The sequence below is a fragment of the Paraburkholderia sp. BR10954 genome (assembly GCF_040965775.1).
GTDB lineage: Bacteria > Pseudomonadota > Gammaproteobacteria > Burkholderiales > Burkholderiaceae > Paraburkholderia > Paraburkholderia youngii.
Window position 1 is genome coordinate 127,201 of record NZ_JBFRCK010000017.1, and the last position, 21,547, is coordinate 148,747.

19 protein-coding genes are annotated in these 21,547 nt (G+C 59.6%); 17 read left to right on the forward strand and 2 right to left on the reverse strand.

All coding sequences use genetic code 11. The features are described from left to right. Nucleotides 1-87: 87 nt before the first annotated feature. The 11 genes from AB4Y34_RS23120 (at nt 88) to AB4Y34_RS23170 (ending at nt 13,312) form a co-directional block, all read left to right on the forward strand. Nucleotides 88-408, forward strand: a complete 321-nt coding sequence (locus tag AB4Y34_RS23120) for a proton-translocating transhydrogenase family protein (RefSeq protein ID WP_368717305.1) — start codon at nt 88-90, stop codon at nt 406-408. Next, nucleotides 409-1,860, forward strand: a complete 1,452-nt coding sequence (locus AB4Y34_RS23125) for an NAD(P)(+) transhydrogenase (Re/Si-specific) subunit beta (RefSeq protein ID WP_368717306.1) — start codon at nt 409-411, stop codon at nt 1,858-1,860. A 559-nt stretch (nt 1,861-2,419) separates the two neighbouring features. Further along, on the forward strand, nt 2,420-4,126 hold the full coding sequence (locus AB4Y34_RS23130; RefSeq protein ID WP_368717307.1) for a DUF1302 domain-containing protein: 1,707 nt from the start codon (nt 2,420-2,422) through the stop codon (nt 4,124-4,126). A gap of 177 nt (nt 4,127-4,303) precedes the next feature. Further along, the gene (locus AB4Y34_RS23135; RefSeq protein WP_368717308.1) at nt 4,304-5,152 is read left to right on the forward strand and encodes a pirin family protein; all 849 of its coding nucleotides are present in this window, start codon (nt 4,304-4,306) and stop codon (nt 5,150-5,152) included. Nucleotides 5,153-5,386: 234 nt separating this feature from the next. Then, complete coding sequence (locus AB4Y34_RS23140) at nt 5,387-6,742, forward strand: DUF1329 domain-containing protein (RefSeq protein WP_368717309.1); 1,356 nt, start codon at nt 5,387-5,389, stop codon at nt 6,740-6,742. Nucleotides 6,743-6,819: 77 nt separating this feature from the next. Continuing rightward, nucleotides 6,820-7,866 (forward strand): WD40/YVTN/BNR-like repeat-containing protein, encoded by a 1,047-nt coding sequence (locus tag AB4Y34_RS23145; RefSeq protein ID WP_368717338.1) that lies wholly within the window; start codon nt 6,820-6,822, stop codon nt 7,864-7,866. 10 nt (nt 7,867-7,876) lie between these two features. Beyond that, entirely contained in the window at nt 7,877-10,327 is a 2,451-nt protein-coding gene (locus AB4Y34_RS23150) for an RND family transporter (RefSeq protein WP_368717310.1), read from the forward strand. Nucleotides 10,328-10,394: 67 nt separating this feature from the next. After that, nucleotides 10,395-11,255, forward strand: coding sequence for a fumarylacetoacetate hydrolase family protein (locus AB4Y34_RS23155; RefSeq protein ID WP_368717311.1), 861 nt, complete (start codon nt 10,395-10,397; stop codon nt 11,253-11,255). Between the two features lie 50 nt (nt 11,256-11,305). Then, complete coding sequence (locus AB4Y34_RS23160) at nt 11,306-12,091, forward strand: CoA ester lyase (protein WP_368717312.1); 786 nt, start codon at nt 11,306-11,308, stop codon at nt 12,089-12,091. Between the two features lie 46 nt (nt 12,092-12,137). Beyond that, nucleotides 12,138-12,509 carry a cupin domain-containing protein gene (locus AB4Y34_RS23165; RefSeq protein WP_368717313.1) on the forward strand — a complete coding sequence of 124 codons (372 nt, stop codon included), beginning with the start codon at nt 12,138-12,140 and terminating at the stop codon, nt 12,507-12,509. Next, nucleotides 12,509-13,312, forward strand: a complete 804-nt coding sequence (locus AB4Y34_RS23170) for an SDR family NAD(P)-dependent oxidoreductase (RefSeq protein ID WP_368717314.1) — start codon at nt 12,509-12,511, stop codon at nt 13,310-13,312. The genes AB4Y34_RS23165 and AB4Y34_RS23170 overlap by 1 nt, the downstream gene beginning before the upstream one ends. A gap of 38 nt (nt 13,313-13,350) precedes the next feature. Here the strand turns inward: AB4Y34_RS23170 and AB4Y34_RS23175 are convergent, their stop codons facing one another. Together AB4Y34_RS23175 and AB4Y34_RS23180 are read right to left on the reverse strand one after the other, a co-directional pair. Next, on the reverse strand, nt 13,351-13,758 hold the full coding sequence (locus AB4Y34_RS23175; RefSeq protein ID WP_368717315.1) for an EthD domain-containing protein: 408 nt from the start codon (nt 13,756-13,758) through the stop codon (nt 13,351-13,353). After that, on the reverse strand, nt 13,755-14,804 hold the full coding sequence (locus AB4Y34_RS23180; protein ID WP_368717316.1) for an NADP-dependent oxidoreductase: 1,050 nt from the start codon (nt 14,802-14,804) through the stop codon (nt 13,755-13,757). Before AB4Y34_RS23180 ends, AB4Y34_RS23175 begins: the two co-directional genes overlap by 4 nt. 319 nt (nt 14,805-15,123) lie before the next feature. On the opposite strand from AB4Y34_RS23180, the gene AB4Y34_RS23185 reads away from it, so the two are divergent. The 6 genes from AB4Y34_RS23185 to AB4Y34_RS23210 all read left to right on the forward strand — a co-directional run bounded on the left by AB4Y34_RS23185 (nt 15,124) and on the right by AB4Y34_RS23210 (nt 21,540). Then, on the forward strand, nt 15,124-15,573 hold the full coding sequence (locus AB4Y34_RS23185) for a DoxX family protein (RefSeq protein ID WP_368717317.1): 450 nt from the start codon (nt 15,124-15,126) through the stop codon (nt 15,571-15,573). A 107-nt stretch (nt 15,574-15,680) separates the two neighbouring features. After that, complete coding sequence (locus AB4Y34_RS23190; RefSeq protein WP_368717318.1) at nt 15,681-16,556, forward strand: fumarylacetoacetate hydrolase family protein; 876 nt, start codon at nt 15,681-15,683, stop codon at nt 16,554-16,556. A gap of 150 nt (nt 16,557-16,706) precedes the next feature. After that, nucleotides 16,707-17,591, forward strand: a complete 885-nt coding sequence (locus tag AB4Y34_RS23195; protein WP_368717319.1) for a VOC family protein — start codon at nt 16,707-16,709, stop codon at nt 17,589-17,591. Nucleotides 17,592-17,624: 33 nt separating this feature from the next. Further along, entirely contained in the window at nt 17,625-18,056 is a 432-nt protein-coding gene (locus tag AB4Y34_RS23200) for a nuclear transport factor 2 family protein (protein ID WP_368717320.1), read from the forward strand. Nucleotides 18,057-18,096: 40 nt separating this feature from the next. Continuing rightward, the gene (locus AB4Y34_RS23205) at nt 18,097-19,698 is read left to right on the forward strand and encodes a fatty acid--CoA ligase (RefSeq protein ID WP_368717321.1); all 1,602 of its coding nucleotides are present in this window, start codon (nt 18,097-18,099) and stop codon (nt 19,696-19,698) included. A 114-nt stretch (nt 19,699-19,812) separates the two neighbouring features. Then, nucleotides 19,813-21,540, forward strand: coding sequence for an FAD-dependent oxidoreductase (locus tag AB4Y34_RS23210; protein WP_368717322.1), 1,728 nt, complete (start codon nt 19,813-19,815; stop codon nt 21,538-21,540). The last annotated feature ends 7 nt before the right edge of the window (nt 21,541-21,547 follow it).

The window sequence follows — 21,547 nt, forward strand, 5'->3', positions numbered from 1 at the left end:
GCGCGAGCCCGGATCGACGGTAACGATGTTGCGTGAGACCCGGGGACGTGTCAGAGCACAGGGCCGGGTCGACAAGAGGGAGCGGCGATGGAAGTCATCAATCACACGGTGATCAATCTGATCATCTTCATGCTGGCGGTCTACGTCGGCTATCACGTGGTCTGGAACGTCACACCCGCGCTGCATACGCCGCTGATGGCGGTGACCAACGCGATTTCGGCGATCGTGATCGTCGGGGCGATGCTCGCGGCGGGCCTGACGGGCGGCGCGGGCAAATTTTACGGCACGATCGCGGTCGCGCTCGCCGCGGTCAACGTGTTCGGCGGGTTTCTCGTCACGAGGCGCATGCTCGAGATGTTCAAGAAGAAGGAACCGAAGAAGCTGGCTGGCGGCAGGGAGGGTGCGTAAATGAGCCTGAACGTCGTCACACTGCTATATCTCGTCGCGTCGGTCTGCTTCATCCAGGCGCTCAAGGGGCTCTCGAATCCGAAGACCGCGCGGGTGGGCAACACCTTCGGCATGGTCGGCATGGCGCTCGCGATTCTCACGACCATCGCGCTGATCGTGAAGCAGGCCGCCGTGCTCGGCTCCAGTCTCGGCCTCGGACTCGGCCTGCTGCTGATCGGGCTCGTGGTGGGCGGCGCGGTCGGCGCGTTCGTCGCGGCGCGCGTCGAGATGACCAAGATGCCCGAGCTGGTCGCGGCGATGCACTCGCTGATCGGTCTCGCGGCCGTGTGCATTGCGTACGGGGTCGTGTCGGAGCCGGCCGCGTTCGGCCTCGTCGATCCCGAGGTGCCGATCGAGGGCTTCCTGCCATACGGCAACCGCATCGAACTATTCATCGGCACCTTCGTCGGTGCGATCACGTTCAGCGGCTCGGTGATCGCCTTCGGCAAGCTCTCGGGCAAGTACAAGTTCCGCCTGTTCCAGGGCGCGCCCGTGGTGTATCCCGGCCAGCATCTGGTGAACCTGATGCTCGCGCTCGCGATGCTCGGCTTCGGCGTGCTGTTCTTCCTCACGCAGTCGTGGCTGCCGTTCATCATCATGACGATCATCGCGTTCGTGCTCGGCGTGCTGATCATCATTCCGATCGGCGGCGCGGACATGCCGGTGGTGGTGTCGATGCTGAACTCGTACTCGGGCTGGGCGGCGGCGGGCATCGGCTTCTCGCTGAACAATCCGATGCTCATCATCGCGGGCTCGCTGGTCGGCTCATCGGGCGCGATCCTGTCGTACATCATGTGCAAGGCGATGAACCGGTCGTTCTTCAACGTGCTGCTGGGCGGCTTCGGCAATGACGCGGGCGCGGCGGTGGCCGGAGGGACCGAGCAGCGCCCGGTGAAATCGGGTTCGGCTGACGACGCGTCGTTCATGCTCGGCAACGCCGAAACGGTGGTGATCGTGCCGGGCTACGGGCTGGCCGTGGCGCGCGCGCAGCATGCGCTGAAGGAGCTGACCGACAAGCTGGTCGAGAAGGGCATCGAGGTGAAGTATGCGATTCACCCGGTGGCCGGCCGCATGCCGGGTCACATGAACGTGCTGCTCGCCGAAGCTGAAGTGCCGTACGACATGGTCTACGAGATGGACGATATCAACGGCGAGTTTGGACAGGTCGACGTGGTGCTGGTGCTGGGCGCGAACGACGTGGTGAATCCGGCGGCGAAGAACGATCCGAAGTCGCCGATCGCGGGCATGCCGATCATCGAGGCCTACAAGGCGCGCACGATCATCGTGAACAAGCGCTCGATGGCGGCCGGCTATGCGGGCCTCGACAACGACCTGTTCTACATGGACAAGACCATGATGGTGTTCGGCGACGCGAAGAAAGTGATCGAGGAGATGGTGAAGGCGGTGGAGTAGGCGCAGATCGGGACCTGTCCATCGAATGAGTTAACGGGCCCCCGTCAGGAATTCGTCCGTTCCGACGATGACGAAGGAATGCCGCCTTTCATAATGAAGACTCATGCGCTATGACTCATTTTCTCCCCATGGCGTCTAAAGTATGACGATTTTCCCGCGAGCCAGCGTTAGAGAATGAAGTCATGGTTTTACGTCATCACACGAAAAATATTTTAGTAATAACTCAGGAATGCTATGTGATGAATAAATAAAAACGCACGAACTGGGGAGTCGAATAGGGGATGGCAATGAAACGGCATAAGCGTGCAGCCGCGGTACTGGGCGTCCTGGTCTTTGCAGGTCTGATATTTTGGTGGGCTGAACAAGGATCGTCCAGCCAGGAAGCCGCTGAGCGCTCGTGTGCTTACTACGGTGGAAGTTGCGTCCGTCCGGAAGTCTTTTCCGGCGTGTCCTTCCGCCTGGTTCCGTGAGTCCCGCGGTCGTGGCGGTATGAAAGACGGGGCTGCCGGAAGAGTGCGCGAAGGAGTTTCAAATTTAAAACAGACATGAGGAGATCGATGTGAGACGGAAAAGCAGAGAGTTTGCCGCTCGACTACGTAGCGGCATCGGTGTGATGGTATGCGGAGGCCTGGCGCTCGCCGCTTCCATGCCGGCACACGCATTTCAGTTCAATCTGGGGCCGGACTTCTCCGGACGGTGGGACAACACGATTCAATATATCGGCGGCATGCGCGTGGGCGGTATCGATTCGGGCATTGGAAATAATCCCGTTTTCGATGAATCGAATTACAAATTCGCTCACGCCGGCAGTATCGTGACCAACCGCGTATCCAATCTCACGGAGTTTTCGCTCTCCTATCGGGAGAAATACGGTTTTCGTGTAAGTGCGTCGCTTTTCAAGGATTTCGCTTACAACGACTCGGTGAAATTCAATCCCGGATATGCAGCGCCGGGCTTGCCCTATTCGGCACTAGGCTCGTATGCCGGAAACCGATTTTCTTCATACACGCGGAGTTACTACGTAAACGGCGCCCAGTTGCTCGATGCGTTTGCTTACGGAAGTTTTGATTGGGCTGGACATACTGCATCGGTCAAGCTCGGGCGGTTGACCCAGATCTGGGGAACGGCCATTTTCTTCGGTGATCAGAGCATCAGCTACGCCCAGAATCCCGTAGACGGCATCAAGGGTTCGGCGGCGCCCGGTTCCACACTGAAGGAACTGGCCCTTCCCAGAGCACAGTTCTATGTGCAGACTGACATCACACCGGAGTGGTCCATCGCGGCGCAGTACTTTTTCGAGTTCGAGCATAACCTGCTGCCCGAAGGCGGCACCTATCTCGGACTCTCGGATTTCCTGTTCTATGGGCCAAATCAGTTTCTAGGGGGCGCCGTTCCGCGCGGCGACGATTTCAAGCCAAAGAATGTCAATAACAACTTCGGTATTCGGGCAACATGGACTCCGGCGGCGCTCGCGGGCGCGACCTTCGGCTTTTACTATCGTCGCCTCGATGAGGCACAACCATGGGTACGCTTTGGTAACGATCCGAACACAGGGGCGTCGAATTACCATTTGGCGTACAACCAGGGCGCACAGCTTTTTGGCGTCAGCGCAGAACTCGGTCTGGGCATTCTGAGCACAGGATTTGAACTCTCGTACCGGCATAACACGGCGCTGAGTTCGATCGCGAGTCAGCAACCGAGCGATCCCTCAGGCAATTCCGGTGCGCGCGGCGATACGATCAACCTGATCGCCAATGCATTGATGCCGTTGAGCAAAACACCACTCTACGAGGCCGGTACGTTCACGGCGGAAGTGGCCATGACACAAAGGGTCGGCTCAATCAAGAATGCGGCGCTCTATAACGGTACGAGCAATCGGATCGCGTGCCCAACGGGCAGCAAATGGGATGGCTGTTCGACGGATACTTCAATCGTTGCCGCACTGCAGTTCGACCCGCAATGGTTCCAGGTGTTTTCCGGTGTCGACATCGACATGCCGATGTTTGTCATGTACGGGATCTATGGCAATACGCCGTCCTTGTCCACGGCCATAGCCAATCAGGGTGCGCTCACTTACACGATCGGGCTGCACGCACTCGTGCAGAACAAGTACAACATCACGCTGCAGTACAACGGCTACCACAGCCATACGAGCGGGATGACCCGCTTTGCGCCGGGCGGGCCTTCGTATTATGCCGGTGGGAATGGGCCATTCATGTGGAACGACAAACCGTGGATCTCCCTCACGCTGCAAACCACCTTCTAGTCTCGATATGGAGCCCGCGCCACGACGACCGCCCGGTCGCCGTGGCGTGTTCGTCGCATCGATTGCTTTCGATCCTGGACGAGTGAAATCCAGATACGGAATCTAGTCGCTTGAAACGCGACTGCATAACATCGATTCCGTCTGTATTCGTCCATCTTTGATTCGAAGGAGCAGTCAATGTCCCTCTCCACGCTGAACGACCCGGTCGTATCCACGCGCCGCATCGTCACTCGCACTCGCGGTCACAGGCAAGGGCCTATCACTCGATTGATGAGCCCGTCTGACCTGGGCCAGGCGCTACGGCCGTTCGTATTTCTCGATCTAATCGATCTCACCGGCACGACTCCGCATGGCGTGCATTTACATCCGCATTCGGGTATCGCGACTATCACCTGCATCCTCGAGGGAAACGTCGGCTTCGAGGATACGGTGGGTCGCAGCGGAACGATTCCGCAGGGTGGCGTGGAGTGGCTGCAGGCTGGTGGCGGCGCGTGGCATGGCGGTGATTTCGGCAATGCTGACCGTCTTCGCGGGTTTCAGCTCTGGATTGCATTGCCTCCTGACGCGGAACTTGGGAAAGCGGAAAGCATTTATCTGGAACCGAACGACATCGAGCGCGATGGCCCGGCGAGGGTCGTGTTGGGCCGCTATGGGCGGGCAAAGAGTGTGCTGCCTGCTCCCACCTCGATCAACTATCTGTCGGTCAGCCTGAAAGCCGGGGAACGATGGCGCTACGAACCACCCGCGGGGCACACGGTGGGCTGGGCGGCGGTCAGCGTGGGAAGAGTTCTCGTGCCGGGTGAATTGCGCGCAGGCGATCTTGGGGTGTTCGAGGAGTCCGAGGCCGCGATGGAATTCCATGCAGAGACCGACACCGAGTTTGTCATGGGTTCAGCGGTTAAGCATCCTTACGATCTGGTCCTCGGGCATTACTCGGTCCATACCAGCGCGGCCGCTTTGCAGGAAGGCGAAGCGCGTATTCGGGAAATCGGCGTGCGCTTGCGCGAACAGGGGCGGTTGCAATAACCAGATCATCTTTCTCCAATTTTCCTGTAGCTGACCGTACCTGATTAATTTCGTCGATTTCGACGATGTGCGCAGCGATTGCCGAACAGACAATGATTTCGAAGCGGCAATGAATTGAGGATCTGGTTGATCCTGAATCGTGCCCTGACGACGATAAAAGAAAGCGGGCACGTACCGGCGTTCAAGACGGTGAAGTCGGCGCGCTACATCAGTGCAGTGAATTGGAGGAGATATATGAAACATCTGTTGACTCTGGCGGCCGCAGGCGTCCTGGCAGGCATTGGCGTGCAGGCGATCGCAGCTCCTTCCGCGGCGGACGCGGCACGCCTCGGGAAAGAACTTACGCCGGTGGGTGCCGAACGGGCCGGCAACAAGGACGGTACGATTCCCGAGTGGACCGGTGGGCTGTGCAAGGCTCCCGCCGGATATAAACCCACGAATCAAGAGGGCGGCGCGCCTTACGTCGACCCCTTCGCTAACGAGAAGCCGCTGTTTTCCATCTCGGCGTCGAATCTCGACAAGTATGCCGACAAGCTGGACGATGGCCAGAAAGAGCTGTTCAAGCGCAATCCGCAGACCTACCGGATCGATGTTTATCCGACGCATCGGACGGCCTGCTTTCCCGACTGGGTTTACGACAACACGATCAAGAACGTGATGTCGCCCAAACTCGTCGGAGACGGGCCGGGTCTGGAAGATGCGCACGCGCAGTTTCCATTCCCCATTCCGTCCACAGGGCAGGAAGTGATCTACAACTTCTTCGCCCGATATATGCCTGTGTACTACAGCGGCGAATACAAGACATGGCTAACCGATTCTTCGGGAAACCGGTCGCTCAGCACAAATGCCACTTTGCAGTACCGCGTCGACTACTGGGACAACAGCAGAACCAAATCTGACCAGATGTCCGCACTCAATAACATCCACCTGGGGCCGCCGTCTCAGGCGGGGGAAATGGACATGCGTATCCAGTGGAAGCGCATGGACCAGAGAGACCCCACGGCGTGGTTCTATACGCCTGGCCAGCGCCGGGTCCGGCTCGCCCCGGAGTTTAAGTACGATACGGTCGTGACGTCGAACAGCGGCATATTCTTGTGGGACGAAACCAATGGTTTCGACGGCAAGATGGATCGGTTCGACTTCAAGCTGGTCGGCAAGAAAGAGACGTTTATTCCCTATAACGTCTACAAATACCTGAATACGCCTCCCGACGAGTTGTTCCGCAAGACTCACGTCAATCCAGATGTCCTGCGTTATGAATTGCATCGTGTCTGGGTCGTTGAGGCCACGCTCAAGCCGGGCGCTCGTCACGTCGAAAGCAAGAAGGTGTTTTACCTCGATGAAGACAGCTGGAGCATTGTCGGCTATGAAGCATACGACCAGGCGGGCAAGCTGGTACGCGCACAATGGTTCCCGCTCGTGCAAGCGTATGACGTACCCGCTCCAGCGAACATCAACGAGTTGATCTACGACTTCGTCAAGCAGACCTGGGCATTGGAAATCGGCGTTGGTGGAGGGTTTCACAAGTCGGCTCCGCTGCCGGCCAACTACTTCACCGCGGACGGCATGTCCAGCAGAGGGGTGCAATAGTGTTCGGCGAGCCCAATCACGCGGGTTGGCGCTGTGGAGCCGGACGCCAACTCCGCAGCAAACGCGCGTGTTTGCTGATGTCGCTCGGATTGATCGCCGGCGCTTCCCTTGGGGCTCCGCTAATCGCCGGCGGTAAGTTTCAGGATCCTCTGGATGCGCCGGCGCAAGCTACGCGGTTCGTGACTACGACCCATCTGGGCGCGATCGCTCGCGCAGGTTCCAGACTGGTGGCCGTGGGCATGCGAGGCCTGATCGTGCTTTCCGATGACAACGGCGAGACCTGGCGCCAGGTTGGGAGTCCTGTCAGCTCGGATCTGGTCGCCGTGCGTTTTGTCACTGCCAGGCAGGGGTGGGCATCGGGGCACGACGGAGTGGTCCTCGCCACTCTAGATGGCGGAGAACATTGGACCAAGCAGCTCGACGGTCGTATGGCAGCCGGTCTGCTCAAGGCTCATTTCGGCGAGTTGGCGGCAAGCGGCAATACGAATGCCGTGCGACTGCTGAAGGAAACCGCGCTCAATTACCAGAGCGGCCCTGCCGTACCGATGCTGGGCATCCTGTTCGAAAATGAGCGGGACGGCTGGGCCGTAGGCTCGTTCGGAACCATCCTCGGGACGAGTGATGGCGGAAAGAGCTGGATGTCGTGGATCGAAAAGGTCGACAACGACAAGATGCTTCACTACAACGCCATCAGCGAGGTGGGCAGCGATGTCTACCTGGCGTCCGAGCAGGGCACATTGTTCAGGCTCGACCGGCCAAGGCAGCGCTTCACCGCTATCTCGACCGGCTACAACGGCAGCTTCCTCGGCGTCATAGGTTCTCGCGGCTACGTTATCGCGTATGGCATCGGCGGCTCTGCTTATCGCTCGCGCGATGATGGTGCGAGTTGGCAACGCCTTTCCACCGGCGTGCACGGCAGCCTCACCGCCGCATGCGTTCTCGACGACGGCCGACTGCTGTTCGTGTCTCAGGATGGTCATTTGATCGTAAGCCGCGACGAGGGCGATACGTTCCAGGTCCTCCCTTCCGCGCGGCTGGGCCTCATCACCGATGTCGCGGCCGCCGGACACGACCGGGTCGCGCTGACGGGCCTCGGCGGCATGCAAACCGTCAACCTCCAGTGAGTCAATCATCGTGAAGGTCGATATCAACAGTCGTATGGCCAGCCCCGTCGTGCGCGACATCAACGAGTTCGATCGTCACAGCGGGACCTGGCTCGAACGCTTCATCTTCAACAATCGCGTCGCGGTGCTGCTGGTGTCGTTGATCGTCACGCTGTTCCTCGGATGGCACGCACTGTTTCTACGGGTGAACGCGAGCTTCGAGAAGATGCTGCCGAGCGGACATCCGTATATTCAGCACTACCTGGAGCATAAGGACGCGTTGCGCAGCCTCGGCAACGTTGTCCGTATTGTTGTGCAGAATCGCAACGGCGACATTTTCAATAGGAACTACCTGGCGTCGCTGCAGAAGATCAACGACACGGTTTACCTGATTCCCGGCGTGGACCGCTCCGCCATGCGCGGTTTATGGACGAGCAGCCTGCGCTGGACCGAAGTGACCGAGGAGGGCTACCGCGGGGGGCCTGTGATGCCGGATGATTTCGACGGCTCGCCAGCGAGCCTGAGTCAACTCAAGATCAACATCGCGCGTGCGGGCATTGTCGGCAGTTATGTCGCCGACGACCGGCGCTCGACCATGATCGTTGTGCCGCTGCTCGATTTCAATCCGGAAACGCGTCTGCCGCTTGATTACGCAGCGTTTTCGCATGAGTTGAAACACAAAGTCCTGGCGCTGGAAAGTCCCACGGTCAAAATACACATTGTGGGTTTTGCCGAACTGGTCGGAGATCTGATCGATGGCTTGAGCCAGGTGATGATGTTCTTCGGCATTTCCGCCGTCATCGCCGGGCTGTTTGTCTTCGCCTTTACCCGGGATCTGCGCAGCACGCTTTTGCTGATAGCCGTGTCGACGTTGGCCGTGATATGGCTGCTAGGGCTCATGCAGTTGCTCGGGTACGTACTCGATCCGTATTCCATCCTCGTACCGTTTCTTATTTTCGCGATCGGCCTGTCGCACGGCGCGCAGAAGATGAACGGGATCATGCAGGACGTGGCGCTGGGCACGCACCGGTATATCGCGGCGCGCTATACGTTTCGGCGTCTCTTTCTCGCGGGGGTCACCGCGCTTTTGACCAACGTCGTCGGCTTCGCCGTGCTGATGGTGATCGATATCCCGGTGATTCGCGATCTGGCGCTGACAACCAGCATCGGGGTGACCGTGTTGATCTTCACCAAGCTGATTCTGATTCCGGTGCTGCTGTCGTATGTGGGCGTGAGCGAAAAAGCCGCCGCACGCAGAATGGAGGCCAGATCGGCCGCCCGGCGCGATTGGGCGACCCGTGTGTGGGCGTGGCTGCTGCACTTCACTTCGCGGCACTGGGCGCAGGGTGCAATAGCCGTATCTCTCGTACTGGGACTCCTGGCACTCGGCATTAGCCAGCAACTCAAGACCGGCGATCTCGACCCGGGTGCTCCGGAGCTCCGCGCCCACTCGCGTTACAACCTCGACGATGCCTACGTCAAAGCGCATTACGGGCTATCCGGCGATCAGTTTGTCGTGATGCTCGTCACGCCTCCCGGGAAATGCAACGACTACTCGACCTTGGTGGAGCTCGATCGGTTCGGCGCCAGCATGAGGCAGGTCGACGGCGTCAAGGCCACCGCCTCGGCGGCCGACATGGTGCGCCTCGGCACGGCCGGGCAGTTTGAAGGCAACCCCAAGTGGTTTGCAATACCGCGTGACGCATCGGTCATCAACACGGCGCTTGCGGACGTGATGAGCGATCGGCCAGAACTCGTTGATCAGCGCTGCTCAGTAATGCCGTTGATCGCCTACCTCGGCGATCACAAGGCGGATACGCTGACCCGTGTGGTGCATGCCGCGGAAGCATTCGGCAGTGAGCACAATGCGCCGGGTCGCACGTTCGAGCTGGCGGCCGGCTCGGCTGGTATCGAGGCGGCCACGAACATTGTCGTCAAGCAAGCCCATCACCGTATGCTGGTGCTGCTCTACGCAGCGGTCGTGATCCTGTGCTTCATTACCTTCCGTAGTTGGCGCGCAGTCGTCGTGGCCTTGGTGCCGCTTCTCATCACCTCGGTACTGTGCGAGGCATTGATGGTGTGCCTGGGGATCGGCGCAAAAGTGGCCACATTGCCCGTCATCGCGCTTGGCGTGGGAGCCGGCGTCGACTATGCGCTGTACCTGTTGAGCGTGCAATTGGCATTTCAACGCGACGGGGTGCCGTTACGTGAAGCGTACCTGCGCTCGTTGCATTTCACCGGACGGGTAGTAGCGCTGGTCGGCCTGACGATGTCAGCCGGAGTGATCACATGGATCTGGTCGCCGATCAAGTTTCAGGCGGACATGGGCATTCTTTTGACGTTCATGTTCGTCTGGAACATGGTTGGTGCTCTCGTTCTCATTCCATCGCTGTCGCACTTCCTGTTGCGACGGGTCGGTGAGCGCAAAATCGAAGCGGGTAATGCACACACTTCGTCGCCAACTGCTGGGGAGACCTTATGAAGGTGCAATCCTCATCCAGTCGGCCCCGAATTTTCATGAACAGCAGGCATAACAAGGGGTTTTGCATATGAAACTTGCAACACTAAGTGTCAACGGCGGACCGCCAGAGATTGGCGTGGTCGATGGCGGGCGCATTGTGCGTATTCAGCGCGCGCTCCCTCGGCTCGCGGCGACGATGATCGACCTGATCGCGAGTTGGGATGTTGCCGCGGAAGACGTGCGCCGAGTAGCACGGCAAGCTACGGAGGTCATCCCGCTTGACGAGGTCCGTCTGCTTCCGCCCATCGAACGACCGAACAAGATCATGGCGATGGGCCTGAACTACGCCGATCACGTCGCCGAAGCCGGTCTTGAAGTGCCGAAACATCAGGTGTGGTTCTGCAAACAGGCCAACACGGTCCATCCGCCTTACGAGCCTGTCCAGATTCCAAAGGCGTCCACGTCCGTCGATTACGAGGCGGAACTGGTCGTCGTCATAGGCAAGCGGGGCCGCAATATCTCCAGGGAGGATGCGGCCGGCCATATCTTCGGCTACTGCGTCGGCAACGATGTGACCGCTCGCGATTGGCAGAAGCTGACGTCGCAGTGGGTGCTAAGCAAATCCTTCGACACGCACGGGCCATTCGGCCCTTGGATCACAACGGCCAATGAGGTGGGCGACCCGCACCACCTTGGGATCCGGTCGCTTGTGAATGGCGAAATCCGGCAGCAATCGAATACTCGCGAACTCATCTTTGATGTGTTCGATCAGGTGAACTGTCTGTCTCAGGTGATGACTATTGAACCCGGCGACATTGTCTTCACGGGCACGCCCGGAGGCGTCGGCGCGGCGATGAAGCCACCCGTGTTCCTCAAGGCCGGTGATCGCGTGCGCTGCGAAATCGATGAGCTGGGCGCGATCGAAGCTGTGTTCGAGAACGAGGTTTAGGGGTGTTCCAGCGGAGCCGTTGATCCGCGCTCAAACAGAGGTTTAGTCAAATGACCATAACGCCGTCGATCCGGCCGCGTCGCAGTGCACTCTATCTGCCGGCCAACAACGTGCGCGCCGTCGAAAAAGCGCGTTCCCTGCCATGCGATGCCGTAATCCTCGACCTCGAGGACACGATCAGGCCCGAGGTGAAGCTTCAAGCGCGCAGCGCCGCCGTGGAGGCCGTTCGCGATGGGCGTTTTGAGCATCGGGAAGTGGTGATCCGGGTCAATGGCCTGGATACGCCGTGGGGCCTAGACGATATGGCAGAGGCGGCGCAAGCGCGGCCTGACGCCGTGCTCGTTTCCAAGATTTCCAGTTCAAGCGAACTGGCGGCTGCCCGCGTGGCGTTGGGCGACGCAGTGCCGATCTGGGCGATGATCGAGACCTGCGAAGCCGTGCTTCAGTTGAATGACATCGGCGCGGCGAGCGTAGATTCGGGCGTGGACGTCTGGGTCATTGGCACCAGCGACCTCGCCAAGGAAATGCGCTGCGCCCATACGGTTGAACGCCCGGGGCTGCTAACCGCTCTGTCTATGAGCGTGATGGCGGCACGCGCCTTCGGACTTGCGATTCTCGACGGCGTGTTCACTGATATTTCGGATCCGGAAGGTCTCGCCATTCAATGCTCTCAGGGCGTTGCTCTCGGCTTCGACGGAAAGACGGTGCTCCATCCCAGCCAGCTTGAAATCACTAATCGGGCGTTTGCGCTCGATCTTGCCGCACGCACTGCCGGTGCGGTCTACGGTATGCCGACGACCGCCGGAGTCGTGTCGCCATCCAGCGATCGCATGTAACCCCTGATCAAGAAAGGTGAGTCTGAAAATGGAATCGAAACCGAGCATGTACAACTGGAACACGTTACCGCGTGATGTGGTGGCCAAGGGCGGAGAGCGCGTCGGATTTCGCGGCGAGAATATGATGTTCGTGATGAACTTCATTTCTCCGGGGTTGAAGGTTCCGTCACACGAGCATGACTTTGAGCAGATCGTGATCTGCGTAAAAGGACACATGAACTACTTCGTCGGCGATCAGGTGTTCGAAATGACGCCGGGTTCGATGGTACGCGTTCCGCCGCATACGAAGCACCATGTTGAAGTGCTGGGCGACGAGATCGTGCAGAACATGGATGTATTTCCTACCATCCGCGAGGATTACCGGCACCTCGTGAGTTATCAGGCGAACGAGTTCGGCGGCTCGCAGGAGGGACTGTGATGCAACAAGTCGCGAACCGTGCGGATTCCGCAACTGCTGCGCGGAACCTCGAAGGAAAGACGATTATCGTCACTGGCGCCGGCAGCGGCATCGGCCAGGCGTCAGCCATCGTATTTGCGGACGCCGGTGCGAACGTGGTGTTGAGTGACATCTCGGCTGAAGGAGCAAACGCGACAGCGGATATCATTCGGTCCCGTGGAGGTGTCGCTACGCAAGTGCTGGCAGACATGGCCGTGGAAGCGGACGTTCAAGCCCTGGTGCGGTCTGCGGTCGACAGGTACGGTCGTCTCGACGGCGCGTTCAATAACGCGGGCATCGTCCAGGTTGGGAAGCCGCTGCACGAGCTCTCGACTGAGGAGTGGGAGAGGGCGCTTCGGATCGACTTGACCGGCGTATTCTGGTGTATCAAGTACGAAGTGATTGCAATGAAGGCGAGCGGTGGCGGTGCAATCGTCAATACTGCGTCGTCAGTCGGTCAGATTGCAACGCCGAATGCCGCCGAGTATGTCGCCGCCAAGCATGGCGTTGTCGGTCTTACCCGTGCGGCGGCAGCTGACTATGGCGGCAAAGGGATACGCGTCAATGCCGTACTCCCAGGGGTCGTTAAGACGCCGGTTGTTACGAAGCTTTCCGCAGAGCCTTATTTCGCCACGTTGTTCGAAAAGATCAGGGAGCGGCACTCGGTCGGACGATTCGGAGAACCGAACGAGATTGGCGAAGCAGCCCGCTGGTTGCTGTCGGATGCAGCCTCCTTCGTCAACGGATCGGCAATGGCCGTTGATGGCGGCTATCTGGCGATGTAGAAGCTGCTGCGAGGTTGTCCCGCCCGCACAACCGCTGGTCACTCTGTATTGCCAGCGGTGTCGCGGGAAGCATCGTGTGCCTGAACGAAATCACGAATGACCTCGTTCTCATGCGTGAAAAAGATCGGCGAGGCTGGCAAGTCTATAAAGCGCGCCTCATCGTCCAGCAATTCCTGCATCGCCCGGCGACGCTCGTCGGGTGTGCCTTCTTCCGACTCGGTAAACCATAGTTCAACGATACCGTCGAAAGGCGGGTGGCCACCGCGGCTCTGTGAGAACCCGGCGAAAGTGGCGTCGTCCATTGTGTGCGATTGGACGTAGCGCCGGATGCCGAGGAGGCGGGCTCGCTGCGCCACCGGTGGGGCATGCACGTTGCGCCAGTACTCCTGGAACTCGGCTCGGGTCATCGTCGGCAGGCGTTTCAGGCAAAAAATGATTTTGGTCATGCTGCGGCCCCACTGGAAAATGCCGGCTCGGGCGAGATGCCGAGGATCATCTTGCCGTCGTTGCGGCCGCTGAAAAGCAACTGCATTGCGTGCAGCGCGTTTTCGAGACCAGGCTCTACGTGGTCCTTCCATCGGAGTTGGCCGTTCACGACCCACGGCGCGAGTTCGTCCAGCGCCTCTTTTGCGTGCGGTAGATGGTCGAGCACGACGAATCCTTCAATGCGTAACCGCCGCATCAGGATGCGCGAGAAATCTTCTGGCCCCGCGACCGGTCCATCCTTTTCGTAGCCGGAGATCATCCCGCACAGGGCCATCCGGCCAAATGTGTTCAGACGGTTGAACACGGCTTCCATGATGGCGCCCCCGACGTTCTCAAAGTTGAGGTCGATGCCGTCGGGATAGTGGCGGTCGAGCTCTTCGCCGACGTCTTCGCTCTTGTAGTCTATCGCCGCGTCGAAACCCAGTTGTCCGGTGAGCCACTCGCATTTCGCCTGGCCGCCGGCGATGCCGACCACCCGTGCCCCGCGCAGTTTCGCGATCTGGCCGGCGATGGAGCCGACCGCGCCGGCTGCGGCCGAGACCACGACGGTGTCTCCGGCCTTGACTTGCCCGATCCGGGTCATGCCGAACCACGCCGTCAAGCCGGTATTGCCCAGCACGCTCAAGGAGGCGGTCAGCGGCACGCCGGCCAGCCGCCGGATACGACTGGCGGACTTGGCCTCGATGTCGGTCTGGGTTTCCCAACCGCCCATGCCGGCGATCACCAGATCGCCGGGCTTGAATCGCTCGGAGCGGGACTCCGTGACTTCGCCCACCGTCGTGCCGCGCATCACACTGCCGACCTGAATGGGGGCGAGATATTGCTCCCGGTCGCTCATCCAGATTCGCTGAGTGGGATCGAGCGACAAGTGGATATTGCGGATTCTGATGTGTTCGGCCTTGAGCGGGTCAGGTTTGAATTCGATCAGCTCCAGATCCTCGGGGTTAACCGCTCCCTTGGGACGGCGGTTGAGCTGCCAGCGCAAGGCAGGTATTGCGTTATTCATCGTCGCTCCATTGATTGGTAGTGCTTGCTGCCTCGCGGGAGAAGCAGGCATCCCCCTGGATGCGTGCCACCGTCGCGCCACCCATCGTAACGAGTGGACAAACGACGGGCCTCGTCGATAGCGACGATTCCCCAATCGGTAGCGCGGTTCACGCTGGATTGCGTTCATTAGTGGATGAATGAAATCCAGGTGCACCGGCTAGTGCCGGCGACTGTCTGCCACTAGATTTATATCAAGGCTATTCGCAAGTAGTCCAATCGGAAGCGCTTTGGCCGCGCGATCGGTTTTCACTTTACGTTCTCACTGAAAGGATCTCCTCATGTCCACTACGCCTCAAGCCCAGCTCGGCAAATCGAGCATCGCTGCATCATCCCAGCGCAACTCCACCGCGCTTTCCAATGCAGCGGAACTGCTCGGCCGCGTCCTCCTCAGCGCTCTTTTCCTGCTGTCAGGAATCGGCAAGCTCACAGCATACGCTGCTACGGCCGGCTACATGGCGGCCGTCGGCGTTCCCGGTGCGCTGCTGCCGCTGGTGATCGCCACCGAAATTCTCGGCTCTATTGCGATCATTGCCGGGTGGAAGACCCGCATCGTCTCGGTTCTTCTCGCCGGGTTCACGTTGTTGACCGCGCTCCTGTTCCACAAGAACTTCGCCGACCAGATCCAGATGACGATGTTCCTCAAGAACCTGTCGATCATGGGCGCGTTTCTTATGCTGGCTGCCAACGGCGCGGGCAAGTACAGCATGGATGCCCGAGCGGCAGAGTAGCGTGTTGTGATTGAAGGATCAGTCGAAGAACTAACAATTCGTATCCTTATGAACGTCGTTCGATTCCGGCGCAACCTTGGTTTTCTCAGATCATGACGGAGGGTCCAATGAAAATCGGCAGTGTGCACTATGAGGGAGCGTCCCGGATCGCTGTTGCGGTTGCCGAGGGGGAGGTCGCGATAGTAGGGCGTAGCGGAGATGGATGTTCCACAACCATCAATCAGGTTATCCATGCCTGGCCACACGCCCTTGCACGCTTTAACGCCGCGCTGGAGGCCGCACCTAGAGTGAATGCCGAGTCCTTGCATTGTCTGCCGCCAATCAGCGACCCAGGCAAGATAATCTCAGTGAGATTCGACGGCGAGCCAGGCGATCACGGAAGGGCGACCATCGCGCCCAAAATGCGTGCGTCGTTGGCCGGACACCGTCACCCGGTGCGCGTAAGGCTTGGCTACGGTGCAGTCTACCCACGTCCGGCGCTGGCGGTGATTGTCGGAGCGGCCGGCGAGGGCGGAAGGCGGCACAAGATTCCCATATTCGGCTACTCGGTAATGAACGATCTGTTCGCATCAGGGGTGAGTCGCGTACAAAATGGCTGCCGGTCGTTTTCTTCCCCGCCGAAGTTCTTCAACGATGCCGATCTTTCCGGCCTCGCGGGCACGTTCGAGACGTTCAGCCCGATCGGGCCAATGGTCGTGACACGCGACGACGAGCATCTGATTTCAAACGCCGTGATTTCCTGCTGGATCGGCAACAAAAAAATCCTCGACTGGCCGCTCGCGGGATTCATGGGACAGCTGCCGGTCATGCTTTCGTCAGTGGCCGAACTGGTTGGGTCGCTGGAGCCCGCTGACGTCGTAGCGTTCAGTCTTGATGGAAAGCATGGCGATGTGGGTCACGATCTGGCCGAGACCACTCAGGACGTAACCATACAGCTTGGAAGCGAATGTGTGCTGTCGAATCCCGTGATGCGGTGCAACTAGTCACGCCTGCATAGCCTTCGCGTGTTGCGTTCAAGCTCCCCCGAATTGAAGTCCGATTTCGTCGCTTTCGACGATGCAGTTAGCGTTACTTACCGACATTATCTGGCACAACAGAGACCATGATTCTGGTTGATGAAGCGAGAGAACACAATGATCAATTCAAGGGTTACAGAGCTAGGCTACCTCGGCATCGGCATTCGCGATGTCGACGCATGGCGCTTTTACGCCAATGAAATCCTGGGGATGGAGTGGGTCGAGGATGGCGGTGAACTGAGTCTGCGCATGGATTATTGGCATCATCGCATCCTCATTCAGCCGGATGCGGATGACGACGTTCTTTTCGCCGGTTTTCGCGTTGCCGGTCCCGAAGAATTCCTTGAGATGCAGCAGCACCTCAAGGAATGCGGCATACCCTTCGAGGTAGCCTCTCCCGCTGATGCGGAAAAGCGCTGTGTGTTGGAGTTCTTGCGGCTCAAAGACCCCGCAGGGCTGCCGCTCGAAATCTTTCATGGGCCGCTGGTCGATCGGCACAAACCATTTCGGCCGGGCAGGGGCATGCACGGCAAGTTCGTAACGGGGTCCAATGGTCTTGGACACATGATTGTCCGGGATGCCGGCGTGGAGGACTCCTACCGCTTCTACAGCAAGGTATTCGGCATGCGCGGCAATATCGAAGTCCGCTTCGATTTTGGCGCAGGGCGACGCGAACCCATCTTCATGCACTGCAATGAACGCGATCACACCGTGGCGTTTGGCGCAGGGCCGCTACCCAAGCGTATCCACCACATGATGGTTGAAGTCGACAATATCGACGATGTCGGCCTTGCCTACGATCAGGCACGCAGGCACAACGTACCGATTCTCTTCGAACCTGGCCGCCACGCGAACGACAACGCTTTCTCCTTTTACATGCAAACCCCGTCGGGCTGGTTCTGCGAGTATGGATATGGCGTAACCCGGCCCAATCACCAGTCGGAATACAACGTTGTTGGCGACATCTGGGGCCACCAGTTGATCGCCAATTCGTATGCGTGAAGAGGCGCGACGATGAGCACGAAATTGACGCAAATGAGCCAGCAGATCCAAACCGTCCAGGAATACTTCCGCCGCGGCGACGCGGGTGAATTTCCCGCCGAACTGTTTGCGCAGGACTTCCAGTTTTATTTTCCGAAATACGGCGTCGGCGACGGCGCGGCTGCGTTCATGGAGTTGGCAGTTGGCGTGATGAATGCCATGGTGAAGCGCGCCGCACATCATATCGACGACCTGCTCTTTATCGAGCAAGGCAACTACGTCGCAGTGGAAGGCACGACCGAGGGAGCAGACCTGGAAGACGTTGAATGGCATGGCGGGCGCACACGGGGCGGCCGATTCTGCAGCATCTTCGTTTTCGGGCGAGATGGGTTGATCGAACGCATGCATGTGTACCTCGATCCCGACCGTACAGGCAAGCACAAGGAAGGCTTCGTGTGGCCCGGCCGATTGAACGATCAATGGTAATGCATAGTGATTAGTGCTTCCCGGATCCATGGATATAGACATGACTTCAGAGCAACATCCCGTTGACATCAGTCGAATAACTACGTTTGCCGAAATTTCGCGCTGCCACGCACTTGCTCGACCCGACGCAATCGCCCTCTCTTTCGAGGGGCGCGAAACATCGTTTGCACAGTTCGAACTGAATTCGAATCGCGTAGCCAATGCGCTTGTCGAGGCCGGAATTTCTCCGGGGGAGCGGGTGGCTTATCTTGGCAAGAACTGCGATCGTTTCTTCGAGATCCTGTTTGGGGCGACAAAGGCAGGGGCCGTGACCGTGCCGATCGGCTGGCGTCTTGCGCCTGCCGAAGTGGCAGGCATTCTTGAAGATTGCGGCGCGAGGCTGGTGTTCGTTGGGCCAGACGCGTCGCTCCAGGCCGAGGAAACGCTCGCCCGGCTGCCTGATCGACCGATGGTGATCGCGATAGATGACGCAACGGTCAATGACGCGACGCCGTTCGACGTCTGGCGCGAGGCCGCGAGCGCCGAAGCTCCTGCTATCGAAAGTCATCCTGACGACGTTGCGTTGCAGGCCTACACCGCGGGCACCACCGGACTGCCCAAGGGTGTGATGTTGACGCACGCGAACCTGCTGACCAAGCAGCGCGATGCGGACGCGTCGCGAATGGACTGGCGGCGCTGGACGCCGGACGACGTCAGTCTGGTAGCGATGCCGGTGGCACATGTCGGCGGCAGCATCTGGGGCATCATGGGGCTTCTCTACGGTGCCAAAGACGTCATTGCGCGAGAGTTTGATCCGCTCGCGGTGCTCGATTTTATCGAACGTGATCGGGTCTCGAAGGTGTTCATGGTCCCTTCTGCACTGCAGATTGTCGTGCGCCATCCGCGCTGCCGGGAAGTCGACTTTGGACGGCTGAAGCACATTCTCTACGGCGCTTCGCCCATTCCCGTCGACCTCCTGCGGGAGTGCATGGAAGTGTTCGGCTGCGGCTTCTGTCAGCAGTACGGAATGACGGAAACCTCGGGCACCATCGTTTATCTGCCGCCGGAGGATCACGACCCGAACGGCAATGCCAGGATGCGTTCAGCCGGCCTGCCGATGCCGGGTGTCGAGCTCAAGATTGTCGACGCGCAGGGCGCTACGCTGCCGCCGCACGCGGTCGGCGAAGTCATGACGCGCTCGAGCGGCAACATGGCCGGCTACTGGGACCGTCCTGAAGCGACGGCAGCTACCGTGGATTCGGAAGGATGGCTTCGGACCGGCGACGCCGGCTATCTGGACGAAGACGGCTACCTCTACATTCACGATCGCGTGAAGGACATGATCATCTCGGGCGCGGAAAACATCTATCCCGCCGAAGTCGAAAACGCGATTTACGGTCATCCGGGTGTGGCAGAGGTGGCGGTGATCGGGGTGCCCGATGAGAAGTGGGGCGAGGCGGTGAAGGCAGTGGTCGTGTTGAAACAAGGTGCCTCAGCGGACGTTTCAGACATCCTGTCATTCGCGCGGTCCCGGATCGCCGCATTCAAAGTGCCAAAGAGCGTCGATTTTGTGGACGCTCTGCCGCGCAACGCCGCGGGCAAAGTTCTCAGACGCCAACTTCAGGAGCCCTACTGGGCGGGTCGCGAGCGAAGAGTCAATTAAGACCGGCAAACGTGCGTTCATTTACGCAGAGGGCGGCGGGCCATGGCCTGCCGTATTCCTCGAAGCGTGCAATCGGCGCATTTAGATCGGTGAACTGAAAACGGAGGATAGGAGATGATTGAAACCGACGTCCTGGTAGTGGGAGCGGGGCCGGCCGGAGCGGCGTCGTCGCTGTTTCTCTCGAAGCACGGCGTTTCGAATATGGCAATTTCGCGCAGCCGAAGCACCGCGAGGACACCGCGAGCCCATATCACCAATCAGCGCACGATGGAGGCGCTGCGTGACGTTGGGCTGGAGCAGCAATGCATGGCGCTTTCCAGTCCGGCTAGCTACATGGAGCACCATTTCTGGTTGACCGGTCTGGGCGGCGAAGAGCTGGGGCGCACCTACGCTTGGGGTAACGACCCGAGCCGCAAAAGCGACTACGAGACGGCGAGTCCCTGTTCGATGTGCGATCTGCCGCAAACCCATATGGAGCCGATTCTGCTGGCGGAGGCTGCACGACTCGGCTCGCAGATTCGATTCGACACGGAACTGATCTCGTTCGAGCAGGACGAGGCAGGCGTCACCGCAACCATTCGCGACCTCGTGGCGGGGAAGGATGTGCAGGTCCGCGCCAAATACATGATCGGTGCGGACGGCGGCCGCAGTCGGGTTGTCGAGCAGCTTGGCATCCCCCTTGTGGGCCAACACGGCCTCGGTAATGTGTTCAACGTTCTGGTGGATGTCGACCTGAGCGATTATGTGAACCATCGGCGAGGAATCTTCTATCAGGTCATCCAGCCGGATTCGTCCTCGTGGGGGCCCGTTGGCGTATTCCGCATGGTGCGGCCGTGGGATCAATGGATCGCGATCTTCATCGTTCCGAGCGCCGTCGACGCGCCGACACCTACGACCGAAGACTTCGAGAAACGCATTCGAGAGCTCGTTGGTGATCCTGATCTGCCGATGAAGATCGTTTCGTCGTCCATGTGGACGATCAACGACGTCGTGGCCGAATACTATTCCGTGGGGCGCGTCCTGTGCATGGGCGATGCGGTTCACCGTCATCCGCCGGCCAATGGGCTGGGGTCCAACACCTGCATCCAGGATGCTTTCAATCTGGCCTGGAAACTGGCGTTCGTGCTTCAAGGCAAAGCTCACGCGCGACTGCTCGATAGCTTCAACGCGGAGCGGCAACCCGTCGGTCGCCAGATCGTCACGCGCGCCAACAAGAGCATGTGGCTCAACGCCGAAGTCTATGACCTGCTCGGGGGCGGCATCGTCAACAGGACGCACGGGCACGGCGCGGCCTTCAGTACGCGCGAGGGGCGTGCCGCGCTCAATCGCGCGCTCGACATGATGAAGTATGAGCAACATGCTCACGGTGTCGAGTTGAATCGCCGTTATGTGTCTGACGCAGTGATCGCTGACGGCTCGCCCGATCCCGGTTATGAGCGGGATGCGGAACTCTACTATCAACCGAGTACGCGACCAGGATCATCACTGCCCCATGCGTGGCTCGGCACTCGCAAGCCGGGGGCGCGCGTCTCGACTCTGGACGTCGCGGGCAAGCAGAGGTTTACGCTGTTGACGGGGCACGGCGGAGAGCCGTGGCGCGACGCAGCCCGGGCCGTGTCGGAGCGTACCGGAGTCGAGATCGCAGTTGTCTCGATCGGGCCGTCCCTCGACTATGAAGATTTGTATGGCCGCTGGCGCTCGCTGTCGGAGGTCGAGGAGGACGGCTGCATTCTCGTTCGGCCCGACCTGCACGTCGGCTGGCGTAGCGCGACGTTGTCCGCCGAACCACGTGAGGCCCTGGAAATGGCAATGACGCGAATCCTGGGTCTGCAAACTGCCTGACGAATTC

Excerpts from the sequence above, each read along its gene's own strand:
- AB4Y34_RS23120 (WP_368717305.1), top strand. The coding sequence starts at position 88 with ATGGAAGTCATCAATCACACGGTGATCAATCTGATCATCTTCATGCTG.
- AB4Y34_RS23125 (WP_368717306.1), top strand. The coding sequence starts at position 409 with ATGAGCCTGAACGTCGTCACACTGCTATATCTCGTCGCGTCGGTCTGC.
- AB4Y34_RS23135 (WP_368717308.1), top strand. The coding sequence starts at position 4,304 with ATGTCCCTCTCCACGCTGAACGACCCGGTCGTATCCACGCGCCGCATC.
- AB4Y34_RS23140 (WP_368717309.1), top strand. The coding sequence starts at position 5,387 with ATGAAACATCTGTTGACTCTGGCGGCCGCAGGCGTCCTGGCAGGCATT.
- AB4Y34_RS23145 (WP_368717338.1), top strand. The coding sequence starts at position 6,820 with ATGTCGCTCGGATTGATCGCCGGCGCTTCCCTTGGGGCTCCGCTAATC.
- AB4Y34_RS23155 (WP_368717311.1), top strand. The coding sequence starts at position 10,395 with ATGAAACTTGCAACACTAAGTGTCAACGGCGGACCGCCAGAGATTGGC.
- AB4Y34_RS23160 (WP_368717312.1), top strand. The coding sequence starts at position 11,306 with ATGACCATAACGCCGTCGATCCGGCCGCGTCGCAGTGCACTCTATCTG.
- AB4Y34_RS23165 (WP_368717313.1), top strand. The coding sequence starts at position 12,138 with ATGTACAACTGGAACACGTTACCGCGTGATGTGGTGGCCAAGGGCGGA.
- AB4Y34_RS23170 (WP_368717314.1), top strand. The coding sequence starts at position 12,509 with ATGCAACAAGTCGCGAACCGTGCGGATTCCGCAACTGCTGCGCGGAAC.
- AB4Y34_RS23175 (WP_368717315.1), bottom strand. The coding sequence starts at position 13,758 with ATGACCAAAATCATTTTTTGCCTGAAACGCCTGCCGACGATGACCCGA.
- AB4Y34_RS23180 (WP_368717316.1), bottom strand. The coding sequence starts at position 14,804 with ATGAATAACGCAATACCTGCCTTGCGCTGGCAGCTCAACCGCCGTCCC.
- AB4Y34_RS23185 (WP_368717317.1), top strand. The coding sequence starts at position 15,124 with ATGTCCACTACGCCTCAAGCCCAGCTCGGCAAATCGAGCATCGCTGCA.
- AB4Y34_RS23190 (WP_368717318.1), top strand. The coding sequence starts at position 15,681 with ATGAAAATCGGCAGTGTGCACTATGAGGGAGCGTCCCGGATCGCTGTT.
- AB4Y34_RS23195 (WP_368717319.1), top strand. The coding sequence starts at position 16,707 with ATGATCAATTCAAGGGTTACAGAGCTAGGCTACCTCGGCATCGGCATT.
- AB4Y34_RS23200 (WP_368717320.1), top strand. The coding sequence starts at position 17,625 with ATGAGCCAGCAGATCCAAACCGTCCAGGAATACTTCCGCCGCGGCGAC.
- AB4Y34_RS23205 (WP_368717321.1), top strand. The coding sequence starts at position 18,097 with ATGACTTCAGAGCAACATCCCGTTGACATCAGTCGAATAACTACGTTT.
- AB4Y34_RS23210 (WP_368717322.1), top strand. The coding sequence starts at position 19,813 with ATGATTGAAACCGACGTCCTGGTAGTGGGAGCGGGGCCGGCCGGAGCG.